The sequence below is a fragment of the Polaribacter sp. HaHaR_3_91 genome, from assembly GCF_019278525.1.
In the GTDB taxonomy this organism is placed as follows: domain Bacteria; phylum Bacteroidota; class Bacteroidia; order Flavobacteriales; family Flavobacteriaceae; genus Polaribacter.
This window is the reverse complement of sequence record NZ_CP058986.1, coordinates 97380-110728: the sequence shown is the minus strand read 5'-3', so window position 1 is coordinate 110728 and position 13349 is coordinate 97380. Positions and strand designations below refer to the sequence as shown.

The 13349-nt window shown below is 30.4% G+C and carries 15 protein-coding genes; 14 read left to right on the top strand and 1 reads right to left on the bottom strand.

Features of this window, described 5'->3' with window-relative positions; all coding sequences use genetic code 11:
• Positions 1-7 precede the first annotated feature (7 nt).
• The 11 genes from H0I27_RS00585 (at position 8) to H0I27_RS00535 (ending at position 10481) form a co-directional block, all read left to right on the top strand.
• Positions 8-451 (top strand): 3-hydroxyacyl-ACP dehydratase FabZ family protein, encoded by a 444-nt coding sequence (locus H0I27_RS00585; protein ID WP_218732022.1) that lies wholly within the window; start codon positions 8-10, stop codon positions 449-451.
• A gap of 1 nt (position 452) precedes the next feature.
• Positions 453-1727 carry a beta-ketoacyl synthase gene (locus H0I27_RS00580; protein WP_218732021.1) on the top strand — a complete coding sequence of 425 codons (1275 nt, stop codon included), beginning with the start codon at positions 453-455 and terminating at the stop codon, positions 1725-1727.
• Positions 1728-1794: 67 nt separating this feature from the next.
• Positions 1795-2046 carry an acyl carrier protein gene (locus H0I27_RS00575; RefSeq protein ID WP_218732020.1) on the top strand — a complete coding sequence of 84 codons (252 nt, stop codon included), beginning with the start codon at positions 1795-1797 and terminating at the stop codon, positions 2044-2046.
• Positions 2039-2605: a 4'-phosphopantetheinyl transferase superfamily protein gene (locus H0I27_RS00570; RefSeq protein WP_218732019.1), complete on the top strand. Its 567-nt coding sequence runs from the start codon at positions 2039-2041 to the stop codon at positions 2603-2605. Before H0I27_RS00575 ends, H0I27_RS00570 begins: the two co-directional genes overlap by 8 nt.
• Before the next feature lie 8 nt (positions 2606-2613).
• A complete protein-coding gene (locus H0I27_RS00565; RefSeq protein ID WP_218732018.1) occupies positions 2614-3072 on the top strand; it encodes a 3-oxoacyl-ACP synthase in 459 nt (152 codons plus the stop codon).
• Positions 3073-3120: 48 nt separating this feature from the next.
• Entirely contained in the window at positions 3121-3981 is an 861-nt protein-coding gene (locus H0I27_RS00560) for a helix-turn-helix domain-containing protein (RefSeq protein WP_218732017.1), read from the top strand.
• A gap of 458 nt (positions 3982-4439) precedes the next feature.
• Entirely contained in the window at positions 4440-5057 is a 618-nt protein-coding gene (locus tag H0I27_RS00555) for a hypothetical protein (RefSeq protein WP_218732016.1), read from the top strand.
• A gap of 205 nt (positions 5058-5262) precedes the next feature.
• Positions 5263-6879, top strand: coding sequence for an aspartate:alanine exchanger family transporter (locus H0I27_RS00550; protein ID WP_218732015.1), 1617 nt, complete (start codon positions 5263-5265; stop codon positions 6877-6879).
• Positions 6880-7029: 150 nt separating this feature from the next.
• Entirely contained in the window at positions 7030-7707 is a 678-nt protein-coding gene (locus tag H0I27_RS00545) for a succinate dehydrogenase cytochrome b subunit (RefSeq protein WP_218732014.1), read from the top strand.
• 10 nt (positions 7708-7717) lie between these two features.
• Positions 7718-9730: a fumarate reductase/succinate dehydrogenase flavoprotein subunit gene (locus H0I27_RS00540; protein ID WP_218732013.1), complete on the top strand. Its 2013-nt coding sequence runs from the start codon at positions 7718-7720 to the stop codon at positions 9728-9730.
• Positions 9731-9740: 10 nt separating this feature from the next.
• Positions 9741-10481, top strand: coding sequence for a succinate dehydrogenase/fumarate reductase iron-sulfur subunit (locus H0I27_RS00535; RefSeq protein ID WP_218732012.1), 741 nt, complete (start codon positions 9741-9743; stop codon positions 10479-10481).
• A gap of 118 nt (positions 10482-10599) precedes the next feature.
• On the opposite strand, the gene H0I27_RS00530 is transcribed toward H0I27_RS00535, so the two are convergent.
• Positions 10600-10743: a hypothetical protein gene (locus H0I27_RS00530; RefSeq protein WP_218732011.1), complete on the bottom strand. Its 144-nt coding sequence runs from the start codon at positions 10741-10743 to the stop codon at positions 10600-10602.
• 542 nt (positions 10744-11285) lie between these two features.
• Between H0I27_RS00530 and H0I27_RS00525 the strand changes: the two genes are divergently transcribed.
• The 3 genes from H0I27_RS00525 (at position 11286) to H0I27_RS00515 (ending at position 13343) form a co-directional block, all read left to right on the top strand.
• The gene (locus H0I27_RS00525) at positions 11286-11507 is read left to right on the top strand and encodes a hypothetical protein (RefSeq protein ID WP_218732010.1); all 222 of its coding nucleotides are present in this window, start codon (positions 11286-11288) and stop codon (positions 11505-11507) included.
• 104 nt (positions 11508-11611) lie between these two features.
• Positions 11612-12355 carry a GLPGLI family protein gene (locus H0I27_RS00520; protein WP_218732009.1) on the top strand — a complete coding sequence of 248 codons (744 nt, stop codon included), beginning with the start codon at positions 11612-11614 and terminating at the stop codon, positions 12353-12355.
• Between the two features lie 259 nt (positions 12356-12614).
• The gene (locus H0I27_RS00515; RefSeq protein WP_218732008.1) at positions 12615-13343 is read left to right on the top strand and encodes a GLPGLI family protein; all 729 of its coding nucleotides are present in this window, start codon (positions 12615-12617) and stop codon (positions 13341-13343) included.
• Positions 13344-13349 lie beyond the last annotated feature (6 nt).

Here is a 13349-nt window from a genome sequence, read left to right as displayed (position 1 = left end):
ACTAAAAATGAAATCATCAGAAATCATAAAATTATTACCTTACAAAAAACCATTTTTGTTTGTTGATGAATTGACAGAAATTTCAGAAAATGGAGTTACTGGAAATTACACATTCAATGAAAGTGCCTTTTTTTATGAAGGTCATTTTAAAGGAAATCCGATTACTCCTGGTGTTATTTTAATCGAAACTATGGCGCAAATTGGCGTTGTTTGTTTGGGTATTTATTTATTAAAAGAGGAAATTTTATCAACAAAGAAAAAAACACAAATTGCGTTAACTTCTAGTCAGGTTGATTTCTATTTACCTGTTTTACCAAATGAAAAAGTAACGGTAATTTCTGAGAAAGAATATTTTAGATTCAATAAATTAAAGTGCAAAGTAAAGATGATGAATGCCAAAAATGAATTGGTTTGTAGAGGAACTATTTCTGGAATGATAATAGCTAAATAAGATGAAAAATAGAGTTGTAATTACTGGTTTAGGAGTTGTAGCTCCAAATGGAGTAGGTTTGCAGGAGTTTACAAAAGCAATAAGATCAGGGAAATCTGGAATTACCTTTCATCAGAATTTAATGGACAAAGGGTTTTCTTGCTGTATTGGTGGAATTCCGGAAGTTTCCGAAGAAAAAAAAGCAACATATTTAACATCTTTACAACTACGTGGGTTTAATAGTACTTCTATTTTATACGGATGTATGGCAGGAATTGATGCCTGGAAAGATGCAGGTTTTTCTGTAGATGAAAACTCTAAATTAGACTATGATACAGGTTCAATTTTTGGAACAGGAACCTCTGGAATTGAAAAATTTAGAGAAGCAATTTATAAAATTGACGATAAAAATGTAAGACGTTTAGGAAGTACTTCTGTAGTGCAAACCATGGCAAGCGGAATTTCGGCTTATTTAGGCGGGATTCTAGGTTTAGGAAACCAAGTAACCACAAATTCATCTGCTTGTACAACAGGTACAGAAGCCTTGTTATTAGGTTTCGAACGTATTAAAAACGGAAAAGCAAAACGAATGTTGGTTGGCAGTTCTAGCGACAGTAGTTTGTATACTTGGGGCGGATTTGATGCCATGAGAGTGATGTCTTATAAACACAATGAAACTCCAGAAAAAGGATCGAGACCTATGAGTGAAACTGCATCTGGATTTGTTCCAGGAAGTGGTGCAGGAGCTTTGGTTTTAGAATCTTTAGAGAGTGCTTTAGCAAGAAATGCGACTATTTATGCAGAAGTTTTAGGAGGAAATATAAATTCTGGCGGACAAAGAAATGGCGGAACGTTAACGGCTCCAAATGCAGAAGCTGTTCAGAAATGTATTACGGATGCAATTTTAGATGCCAATATTTCTGCTGATGAAATTGATGTTATTAACGGACATTTAACAGCAACCTCAAAAGACAGTTTAGAAATAGAAAATTGGACCAAAGCATTGCAAAGAAAAGGAACAAATTTTCCACATATTAATTCATTAAAATCTATGGTTGGCCATTGTTTGGCTGCTTCTGGCGCTATTGAATCTGTAGCTGCTGTTTTACAAATTAAAGAACAATTTGTGTTTCCGAATATCAATTGTGAAGATGTTCATCCAGAAATTTCTGAATTAATTTCTACAGATAAAATTCCGACAAAAATGATGGAAAAAAACATTACTATTTTAGCAAAAGCAAGTTTTGGTTTTGGCGATGTGAATGCTTGTGTTATCTTTAAAAAGTATAAACTGTAACTAATTTAAGAAAAAGAAAGACCTCAAAGGTTTTAAAAGTTGTGAGGTCTAAAACAATAAATAAAATATGACAAAAGAAGAAATTATATCAAAGTTAACTACAATTGTAAAGCCTTATGTTCAAAATGAAGATGGGTTTAAAAAGTTAAATGAAGAAACAGATTTTATAAATGATTTAGAAATAAATTCTGCAAATCTCGTGGATATTATTTTAGATGTAGAAGACGAGTTTAAAATAGAAATAGACAATGCTTCTATGGAGAAAATGCTTTCTGTAAAGGCAACCATTGCTGTAATTCAATCTAAAATGGATGCATAATATTGGTAATGATATTGTAGATTTAAACCTTGCTAAAACCGAAAGTAATTGGCAACGAAAAGGGTTTTTAGAGAAGCAATTTACCCAAAAAGAACATGAAGAAATTCGTAATGCAGACAATCCGTTTATAAAAGTTTGGCAATTTTGGTCTATGAAAGAAGCGGCTTATAAGAGTTATACTCAAAAAGTAGAAACACGTTTTTTTGCGCCTCAAAAATTTGAATGTAGTTTCATTTCGTTAACAGAAGGGGTTGTTCTTTTTGAAGATCATAAATATTATACAAATACAAGTTTAAACTCATTTTATATCCATACAATTGCCAAAGAGTTGAAAAGTGAGGATGCCATTTATTTTAAGATTGGCTCATCAAAAAATATTCATATCGATTTAAAAACACAGTTGGCGATAGAAACAGGAGTTTTATCCGATGAAATCGTAAAAATAAAAACAACTGTTGGTGCTCCTTTGTTTTATCACAAGAAAAAAATATTAACAAAATCTTGCTCAATTTCGCATCATGGGAATTATGGTGCCTTTGTATTTACTTTAGAAAATTAAAATAATATATGTCGCAATTAAAAGTTAAAGAAGCACTTTATAAGCAATGTGAAACTTTTGTAAATAAACGCTTAGATACGGTTACTGAAATTATTTCCTCTAATCAAAAAGCATTGCAATCAGAAACTAAAAGTTCTGCTGGCGATAAGCACGAAACTGGTAGAGCCATGTTGCAGTTAGAAATGGAAAAAGCGAGTCAGCAACTTGTCGGAATTACACAAATGAAAGAAATTTTAGCTAAAATTGATGTTTCAAAAACGTCAAATATTGCACATCTAGGCACGGTGATTGAAACAAATATGACTAATTATTTTTTATCTATTTCTGCAGGTAAACTTACGGTTGATAATAAGGTGTATTTTGCTATTTCTGTTTCGTCTCCAATCGGTAAGTTGTTGTTAGGTAAAAAGATAGAAGATGCGATTGTTTTTAATGGAAATACAATAATTGTAAAAGGACTAAAATAATAATCTGTATTTTAGAGTTTTAAACACCTTAAATAAATGTCGATTAACATGCATAGAACTCATAATTACTTAAAGCTCCAACAATCAAATTTTGATATTGTAAATTTTCTGGACTTAGAGAAGTTCGAAAGTGAAGAAATTCTTACAGAAAATCATAAAGTAGATTTTTATGCATTAATTTTTATAACAGAAGGAAAAGGCAAACACTCAATTGATTTCTCTGATTATGAGTATGATAAAGGGACTATTTTGGCTATTAGAAAAGATCAAATGCATCGGTTTTATTTAAATAAGGCAACAAAAGGTTTTCTATTATGTTTTAAAGAAGAGTTTTTAAATAGTTATTTAAATGAAATTGAGGTTGCAAATGCAATTCAGATGTTTAATGAGTTATTAGTTTCTCCAAAAACACAATTAAAAGACTGCGATTTTGAGAGTATTTTTAAATTAATAAAAGGAATAGAAAAAGAAGTTTTAGTTGTAAATGATATTTACTCTTTTAAACTGATAAGGAGTTTACTACATATTTTAATTACTTTGATTTATAGAATAAAATCGACCGGATATAACACTTTGCAGCAAAGTAAGTATTTAAAAGAGTTTATTATATTTCAAAATTTACTAGAAGAAGATTACTACAAAACTAAAAAAGTTTATGATTATGCAAATAAGTTAGGGTATTCTGCAAAGAAGCTTAATATGGTTGTAAAATTTATAGCAAATAAATCTGCTAAAGAGTTTATAGATGATACTGTTATAATTAAAGTGAAAAGATTGCTGATACATTATAATCTTTCTATAAAAGAGATTGCTTTTAAAACTGGTTTTAATGAGCCTACTAATTTGTATAAATATTTTAAAAAACACACTAATTCTACACCAGAAGAATTTAGAAAAAAATATGTGTAATATTTTTTTTGAATATAAAATTTATTTAAATAACATTAAGCTTCTATGATTTAAAGGCTGTATTCTCTTAAAAAAATATATTCTGAATAGGTGAATTCTTATTTATTTTCCCATTTCTACAGTTTTTAGGAGTATTATTATTCAAAAATGTTTTTAATTAACTTTAGTTTTGCTACAAATAATTAAGATTTCCCCCAATTTCTTCAATTTTTAGGAAGCGATTCCTGTTTTTTAAAAACATATATTTAAATCATTTTAATTTTTATAATTAAGATGATTTTTTTTGTGCTAAATTTTTAAAATTGATTAATATTAAATATTACTACTTTGAATTTAAGACTCATAAAGAAGTTTGCTGTTGAAGGCTTTTTTTTAAATAAGTGGTCTTGAAGTTTACGCATCAATTTTTTTTCAATTAAAAGGAGTATTTTTGTTTTTTACAAATCATTATTTTCAAAATGAAAAAGACACTATTTCTCTTAACGATGCTCTTTGCTGTACATTCATTTGGACAATCTAATTTTAAAAGTTTTTTTAAGCTCTCTCCACCAATTAAAAAATGGGTGTTTTTTCATCCTTTTAAAGCAACAAAATCTTTAGAAATTTCTAAAGAAACAAATAGGGTTGCAGATTCAATTGCAAAAACAGACTTGTTAGATAAAGATGGAGCAGGTGGGCAGGTAGATGCTTTTAGGCATGCTTACTGGATGGCAAGATTAGCACAAGAAATGGGTGTGAGTTCTGCACGTTCTTTAGGAGAAGCACATGAAAAAGAAAATTATTTAACATACAAAAAACAAAAATTAGAAGATGGTGTTGTGCCAGATGAAATTTCAACTGAAATGGATTTACACAATAATGAAGAAGGGTTAAAACTAATAACAAAAGGAAGTGTTGTTTCTAGAAAAGGGTTAATCTATAGAATTGTAAATGCTATTGAGGAGGGAAAAATGAAAATCATAAAAAAAGATAAAAAAGGTAATTTTTTAACTTGTAATGGAGAAGTGATTCACAAAGAGGGGCTTAGAGGTAAATGGGAAAATGATAAATGTCTAATCTCTTCGGATACTAAATAAGTGGCTTGTTTTAATTGGTAAAATATACTACAACGTATTCGTTCAATAGATATAGTGGTTGGAGGGCGTGTAGTTTTAAAATATCAGTAACAGCAAGGTTTCTAGTGATAATTATCATAAAAATTAAATACACTAAAGACCTACTTTTGTCTACTTAAATTAAAGTCAATTTTTATAAAAAATAATAAAATTAATATTAAAAATTATGGAATTTTTTTTAGAATTACTCACTAAAGATTACTTTGTGTTATTTCTAGTTATTGGTTTAGGAATCGCCTTAGGAAACATTCGTATAAAAGGGATAAGTTTTGATACTTCTGCGGTTATTTTTGTCGCTATCTTTTTTGGATATCTGTACAATTTAAATGGCATTACTTTTAATATTCCTCCAATTATTCAAAGTGTAGGTTTGGTGTTATTTATTTACACCATAGGTATGCAAGCAGGACCTTCTTTTTTTAGTTCTTTTAAAGAACAAGGAGCTAAATTAATCCTTTTGGCAGGTATTACGGTTATAACAGGTGGTATTACTGCTGTGTCTATTTCTTATATTTATGATGTAGATATGAATATGATGAGTGGTTTGTTAACAGGAGCACTAACATCTACACCTGGTTTGGCGGCTTCTATAGAGGCTTCTCAATCTCCTTTAGCGTCTATTGGTTATGGTATTGCATATCCGTTTGGAGTTTTAGGTGTTATTTTGTTTGTAAAATTAGGACCTGCATTATTTAGAATAAACATTAAGAATGAAGAAAAAGATTTTGAAGAAAAATCGAAATCGAGCACTCCAATGGTGATCAATAAAAACTTAATTATCTCTAATGAAAACGTAAATGGTAAAACGATTAGAGAGTTGAGAATTCGTTTTATGACCAAAGCGAATATTTCACGTATAATGAAGCCTAATCAGTTACCTATTTCTCCTACAAAAGATACTATTTTAGAAACGGGAGATATTATAAAAGCAGTAGGTACGGTAAATGCGTTACAAAGAATAGAGGTTTTATTAGGTAAAGTTACCGATATTAAAATTCCTAGAAGTGGAACTTACGAAGTAAAGTGGTATGTAGTAAGTAATGATGCTGTGGTAAATAAAACCATTGAAGAACTTAATCTTCTAGAAAATTATTCTGCTACCATAACACGTATTAGAAGAGCTAGTATCGATTTAGCTCCACATCCATCAACCAAAATAAAATATGGTGATAAGATTTTAGTCTCTTGTTCTAAAGGAAATGTTCCTGCGGTGACACAACTCTTTGGAGATAGTTTAAAAAGAATAGGTCAAACAAGTTTTTTACCTGTAGCATTTGGTATTGTTATCGGTATTCTTGTAGGTGCTATTGCTATTCCGTTAGGAGGAATTGGTTTAAAATTAGGGCTTACAGGGGGTGTACTTTTATCTTCTATATTTTTAAGTTGGAAAGGAAAGTTTGCTACTGTAATTTGGAATTTATCAGGTCCTGCAAACCAAATATTACGTCAGTTTGGGCTTTTGTTATTTCTTACTCCTGTTGGTTTAAAAGCAGGACAAAGCTTAATTTCAGCAATCGAAAAACATGGTTTTATTTTATTTCTATATGGCGCTTTAATTACTTTGATTCCTATGATTATTACGGTGCTTGTTGGGCGATTTCTCTTAAAAATAAACTTTTTGTCTGTTTTAGGAGCCTTAACAGGAGGTATGACTTCTACACCAGGATTAAGTGCAACAGACTCTATGACCGATTCGGATGCTCCGCAAATTGCTTACGCAGCTGTGTATCCTTTTTCATTGGTGCTTATAATTATTGTAGCAGAAGTAATGTCAGTGTTATAACACGTTAAAAAATAAGGTAATATTTAAAACAAAAACATCATATTAAAACGATTCTAAATAACCAAAAAACAACCATTATTATTTCAGTAAAGCGTATCTAAATGGTACATTTGTAAAACAACAATTATAACTTAATTATACATTTATACAATGAGCGGATTTTTCAAATCTTCAGTTGGAAGAAAGATAGCCATGGCGCTTTCTGCATTCTTTTTAATGTTCTTCCTTTTACAGCATTTTGCAATCAATCTTTTATCAGTTCTAAGCCCAGATACTTTTAACGAAGTTTCACACTTTATGGGAACAAACCCTTTAATACAGTTTGCCTTGCAACCAGTATTAATTTTTGGTGTAGTTTTTCATTTTGTAATGGGATTTATCTTAGAATTAAAAAACAAAAAAGCAAACGGAGTTGGGTATGCAAAAAACAATGGTGCAGCTAATTCATCTTGGATGAGCAGAAACATGATTTGGAGTGGTGCTGCTATTTTAGCATTTATCATTTTACATTTTATCGATTTCTGGTTTCCAGAAATTAACACAAAATTTATTCAAGGCGATTGGTCTGGTACTTTAGAAGGAATAGAAGGTTACCGTTACCATGAGGAGTTGTTGCATAAATTTGTAAACCCTATTAGAGTTGCTGCTTATGTTGTTGCTTTTGTTTTCTTAGGATTGCATTTAGCACACGGGTTTACATCAGCATTTCAATCTATGGGTTCTACATCTGGACGAAAAAAAACATTACAAACAATAGGTAAAGCATATTCAATTATAATTCCTTTAGGATTTATTTTTATTGCACTTTATCATTACTTAAACCATTAATCTATACAATATGGCTTTAGATTCAAAAGTACCTCAAGGTCCAATTAAAGATAAATGGACAGATTATAAAAATAAAATAGACTTGGTAAACCCTGCAAACAAACGTAATATAGACGTTATTGTTGTAGGTACAGGATTAGCTGGTGGTTCTGCCGCAGCAACATTAGCAGAGTTAGGGTATAATGTAAAAGCATTTGCTTACCAAGATTCTCCAAGAAGAGCGCATTCTATTGCTGCACAAGGAGGTATCAACGCTGCAAAAAATTATCAAGGAGATGGAGATTCTACTTACAGGTTATTTTACGATACTGTAAAAGGTGGAGATTACCGTTCTCGTGAAGCAAACGTGTATCGTTTAGCTGAGGTTTCTGCAAATATCATCGATCAATGTGTGGCACAAGGAGTTCCTTTTGCACGTGATTATGGTGGTTTGTTAGACAATCGTTCTTTTGGTGGAGTTTTAGTTTCTAGAACTTTCTATGCAAAAGGACAAACTGGTCAACAATTATTATTAGGAGCTTATTCTGCAATGAATAGACAAATTGCTCGTGGTAAAATAGAGATGTTTAACAGACATGAAATGTTAGACGTTGTTATTGTTGATGGAAAAGCAAGAGGAATTATTGCTAGAAATTTAATTACAGGAGAAATTGAGCGTCATTCTGCACATGCTGTTGTAATTGGTTCTGGAGGTTACGGTAACGTATATTTCTTATCTACAAATGCAATGGGTTCTAATGCTACTGCAGCTTGGAAAATCCATAAAAAAGGAGCATATTTTGCAAATCCTTGTTATACACAGATTCACCCAACATGTATTCCACGTTCTGGAGATTATCAGTCTAAATTAACATTGATGTCTGAATCTTTACGTAATGATGGACGTATTTGGGTTCCTAAAAACATGGAAGATGTTTTAGCTATTAGAGAAGGAAAGAAAACGCCTAAAGATTTAACAGAAGACCAAAGAGATTACTATTTAGAAAGACGTTATCCTGCATTTGGTAACTTAGTACCGCGTGATGTTGCATCTAGAGCAGCAAAAGAACGTTGTGATGCTGGTTACGGAGTAAATGCAACAGGAGAGGCTGTGTATTTAGATTTTGCATCTGCTTTTGAACGTTACGGAAAAGAGCAAGCAAAGATTCATAATATAGAAAATGCATCGCCTGCAAAAATAAAAGAATTAGGACAAGAGATCGTTAGAGCAAAATATGGAAACTTATTTCAGATGTATGAGAAAATCATAGATCAAAACCCGTATGAAACTCCAATGATGATTTATCCAGCGGTACACTATACAATGGGTGGTGTTTGGGTTGATTATAACTTAATGACAACGATTCCAGGATGTTACTGTATTGGAGAGGCAAACTTCTCTGATCACGGAGCAAACAGATTAGGAGCTTCTGCATTAATGCAAGGTTTAGCAGATGGTTATTTTGTATTACCTTATACTATTGGAGATTATTTATCTGATGATATTAGAACTGGAAAAATTTCAACAGAAACTCCAGAATTTATTGAAGCAGAAAAAGAAGTTACAGAAAGAATTAATCACTTTATTAATAATAAAGGAACAAAATCTGTAGATTATTTCCATAAGAAATTAGGAAAAGTAATGTGGGACAAGGCAGGAATGTCTAGAAACGCAAAAGGTTTAACAGAGGCAATGGCCGAAATTAAAGCCATTCGTGAAGAGTTTTGGAAAGAAGTTTCTGTACCAGGATCTTCAAATGAAATGAACCCAGAATTAGAAAAAGCAGGTAGAGTTGCAGATTTCTTAGAATTAGGTGAGTTATTTGCTAAAGATGCTTTAATGAGAGCAGAATCTTGTGGAGGTCACTTTAGAGAAGAATCTGCAGAATTAGATGGTCCTCAAAAAGGAGAAGCAAAACGTAACGATGTAGATTTCGCTTTTGCAGCTGCTTGGGAATATAAAGGAGAACCTGCAGATGCGGTTTTACACAAAGAAGAATTAGAGTTTAACGATATTGAATTGAAACAACGTTCATACAAATAAGAAAGACAAGATGAATTTAACACTTAAAATTTGGAGACAAAAAGACGCTGGTTCAAAGGGTCAAATGGTAGACTATAAAGTGAATGATATTTCAGAGCACATGTCTTTTTTAGAAATGATGGATGTTTTGAATGAACAATTAGTAAATGGTGGTGAAGAACCAGTTGCTTTTGATCATGATTGTAGAGAAGGTATCTGTGGTGCTTGTTCTTTATATATTAATGGAGAAGCTCATGGACCAGACAGAGGTATAACAACCTGTCAGTTACACATGCGTATGTTTAGCGATGGAGATACTATTACAATAGAGCCATTTAGAGCAGCAGCATTTCCTGTTATAAAGGATTTAGTAGTAGACAGAATGGCTTTTGAGCGTATTCAGCAATCAGGTGGTTACATTTCTGTAAACACTTCTGGTAATACACAAGATGCAAACTCTTTACCTATTTCTAAACACGCAGCAGATGATGCTATGGATGCAGCAACTTGTATTGGTTGTGGTGCTTGTGTGGCTACTTGTAAAAACTCTTCTGCAATGTTATTTGTTGGTGCAAAAGTATCTCAGTATGCTTTGTTACCACAAGGACAAGTAGAGGCTGCAGATCGTGTTAAAAACATGGTTGCACAAATGGATTTAGAAGGTTTTGGTAACTGTACAAATACAGGTGCGTGTGAGGTAGAATGCCCTAAAGGAATCTCTTTAGACAACATTGCAAGAATGAATAGAGAATTGATGAAGGCTAATTTATAATAAGATAGTTTAAACGTCATTGCGAGTTTTAACGAAGCAATCTTAAAGTAAATTAATAAATATAAAAACCCAAAACTATTTTAGTTTTGGGTTTTTACTTTTTGTTTGTAATCTACAATTAGTCTTTATAATCTTTAAAAAATTCCTTTGGAGAAATAGCTAATTTATTTAAAATAAGTAATAAGCGTTCTACATCTAACTTTGTGTGTCCTTTAATAACCTTAAAATAACCATTTTCTGTTAAGCCTAAATGAAGTGCCATTTCATAACGGCTTACACCAACTTGTTTTCTTTTTCGATGTAAAAATAAGTAAAATTAGTATTTAAAATATTTCCATTTTGGCATACCTGAAAACAGTGATTCAGTATACCTATAATTGGGTATGCTATAATGGAAAGTGATTCTTTAGGTTTTTAAAAATATCTTTTCCATCTTTGGAAAGAGAAAAATACTGTGAAAAAGAAAATTTCTTCCCTTCAAAATAACATTATTACTACGAGTTTTACGCGAATTAATCTATCAATAGATTATAACGAGTGTTATTCCGTAAAGAGAGTTCATTAAAGTGATTTAAGAACCTCTTAATTAATAGTAAAAAAAAACTCCGCTTGCGGAATTAAGAAATATAAAAATGAAACGATTGTCATTTCGAAATGAGCTTTTTTAAGCGATTGAGAAATCTCATTGATGTGTAAGCCTTTTTCTACCAATTTTATAGAATTTTAAACTTGTTAACTCATCTAAAGTTCTAAATATTTTTAAATCAATAAACCTAAATAATTTAGGTTACAAAATTTTATAGTATGAAAAAAGTGATTTTAGCAATGGTTTTTATTTTTGCAACAGGAGCTATGATGAGTTCAACCAATATTTTAAATGATGTGTGCTGGGATAATGCGGAATCTGCTGTTTATTTCGCAGAGATTGAAGCTACGCCTTGGTATGGTTTTGGAGGTTTAAGCTATGAAGAATCGTATGATGTCTTTGCAGAAGCTTATGATTCGTACCTTGGAAATTGGCAATAATGAAAACGGTTTTACAGTTTTTCACTATCAAGACAAAAAAAAATAATAATAAATTAAAGACCTCAAGAATTGCATCTTGAGGTTTTAATTTAAAAAAAATCAATATGAGAATACTTAAAATAACAATTATATTATTTTTTATTACTTATAACATAAACTCTCAAAATTCATTTAGAGCATATTATAATGTAGAAGTAATAGATAGTACAAAATTTAAAGTTCCTGAAAAGTATTTGGGAACCAAACATGAAGTGTTACTTATAAAAAGAAAAAAAGAGACACTTAAAACTATTTCACTTTCAAAAAAAATAGACTTTATTTTAGATTTTGATAATATGAAATCTATTTTTTATTTACCAAAACAGCTAGACATAAAAAAAGGATATATTTCTATAATTAAAAGAATAGGAAGATTTAAGGGTACTTACTTTACAAATCAAGAAGGCGTTTTATGGGAAAAAAATTCTTTTGGTCAAGATTTCTTAGTTACACTTCCTGCAAATAAATGGAATATTACGAACTTATCAAAAAAATGTGGAAAGTACTTGTGTTATAAAGCAACTTTAATAAATGAAATTGAAACTAGTAGAGGTTTAAAAAAAAGGCACATTACAGCTTGGTTTTCATCCGAAATTCCCTTTAGTTTTGGGCCAAAAGAATTTAGTGGGCTTCCAGGTTTAATTATGCAATTGCAAGAAGGTAATATGCAATATCAATTAAAAGAGATTGTTAAAGTTGACAATTCAAAAATTGGACAAACCAAAATTGGAAGGAAAATTAATTTGTATGAATTCAATTTGTTGAGTAAAAAAATGTACAAAAGTTTAAAATTAAAAAATCCAGATTAGTATTTATCATTTTTTTGTTTACATTTTAACCCTTTAGTTGTGATGATTTAACAGGGGTAATTCTAGAATTAGTAACGTACAGGAAAATATATTATGCTAATAAAATTACTTTAAACCTAAAATAGTATTTGAAATAATTGACGGAATTAAAATAACTAAAGAAGCATATTCAGATTTTTATAAAATTTAGTTTTTTTATAATTGAAACCTTTTATTTTTTATTTCGTTTTTAATAGTAAAGTTGTATAAATTAATTGACATGAAAAATTTTATAACCCTTATAATTTGTTGCTTTTCAATAACGGTTTTTTCTCAGAAAATAAGTGGTAAAGTTACTTATGTGGTTTCTATGGAATCATTTTCAAAAGAAAAAATAGATTCCATATCTAAAAAATTGAAGTCAAAAAAAGTAAAAATGGACAAATGGATGCGAGATGTTTTTGAAAACACACCCAATGTAAATGCCTATTTAGAGTTTTCTAATGATGAGTCTTTATATTACGTAGAGGATAAAATGCAAAATGATGGAAAACCCATTTTTAATGTAAATAGAACTTTTGCTGGAGGAGATAATAGATATTACAAAAACACAAAAACGAATGAGTATTTTAATGAAAGTAGCACTTTTGGAGAATTATTCTTAATAGAAATTAATCCTAAAAAGTGGAAAATAACACAAGAATCTAAAAAGATTGGTAGATATCTATGTTTTAAAGCAATTGATATTGAATCAACCAGCAAAAAAATGAAACCTGTAGTTTGGTTTACACCAGAATTACCTGTTAGTTTTGGTCCTTTAAAGTATAATGGTTTACCTGGTTTGGTGCTTTTAGTAGAACTGTCTAAAAGAACTATTAGTGCATCAGAAATAATTATAAACCCTAAAAAAGAAATTGTAATTAAAAAACCTACAAAAGGTAAAAAAATGACAGCAGAAGAGTCTAGAAAAAGAGGAGAAGCGTTTTGGAAAAGTATTGAAAAACAATAAACATTC

Excerpts from the sequence above, each read along its gene's own strand:
- H0I27_RS00585 (WP_218732022.1), top strand. The coding sequence starts at position 8 with ATGAAATCATCAGAAATCATAAAATTATTACCTTACAAAAAACCATTT.
- H0I27_RS00580 (WP_218732021.1), top strand. The coding sequence starts at position 453 with ATGAAAAATAGAGTTGTAATTACTGGTTTAGGAGTTGTAGCTCCAAAT.
- H0I27_RS00575 (WP_218732020.1), top strand. The coding sequence starts at position 1,795 with ATGACAAAAGAAGAAATTATATCAAAGTTAACTACAATTGTAAAGCCT.
- H0I27_RS00570 (WP_218732019.1), top strand. The coding sequence starts at position 2,039 with ATGCATAATATTGGTAATGATATTGTAGATTTAAACCTTGCTAAAACC.
- H0I27_RS00565 (WP_218732018.1), top strand. The coding sequence starts at position 2,614 with ATGTCGCAATTAAAAGTTAAAGAAGCACTTTATAAGCAATGTGAAACT.
- H0I27_RS00560 (WP_218732017.1), top strand. The coding sequence starts at position 3,121 with ATGCATAGAACTCATAATTACTTAAAGCTCCAACAATCAAATTTTGAT.
- H0I27_RS00555 (WP_218732016.1), top strand. The coding sequence starts at position 4,440 with ATGAAAAAGACACTATTTCTCTTAACGATGCTCTTTGCTGTACATTCA.
- H0I27_RS00550 (WP_218732015.1), top strand. The coding sequence starts at position 5,263 with ATGGAATTTTTTTTAGAATTACTCACTAAAGATTACTTTGTGTTATTT.
- H0I27_RS00545 (WP_218732014.1), top strand. The coding sequence starts at position 7,030 with ATGAGCGGATTTTTCAAATCTTCAGTTGGAAGAAAGATAGCCATGGCG.
- H0I27_RS00540 (WP_218732013.1), top strand. The coding sequence starts at position 7,718 with ATGGCTTTAGATTCAAAAGTACCTCAAGGTCCAATTAAAGATAAATGG.
- H0I27_RS00535 (WP_218732012.1), top strand. The coding sequence starts at position 9,741 with ATGAATTTAACACTTAAAATTTGGAGACAAAAAGACGCTGGTTCAAAG.
- H0I27_RS00530 (WP_218732011.1), bottom strand. The coding sequence starts at position 10,743 with ATGGCACTTCATTTAGGCTTAACAGAAAATGGTTATTTTAAGGTTATT.
- H0I27_RS00525 (WP_218732010.1), top strand. The coding sequence starts at position 11,286 with ATGAAAAAAGTGATTTTAGCAATGGTTTTTATTTTTGCAACAGGAGCT.
- H0I27_RS00520 (WP_218732009.1), top strand. The coding sequence starts at position 11,612 with ATGAGAATACTTAAAATAACAATTATATTATTTTTTATTACTTATAAC.
- H0I27_RS00515 (WP_218732008.1), top strand. The coding sequence starts at position 12,615 with ATGAAAAATTTTATAACCCTTATAATTTGTTGCTTTTCAATAACGGTT.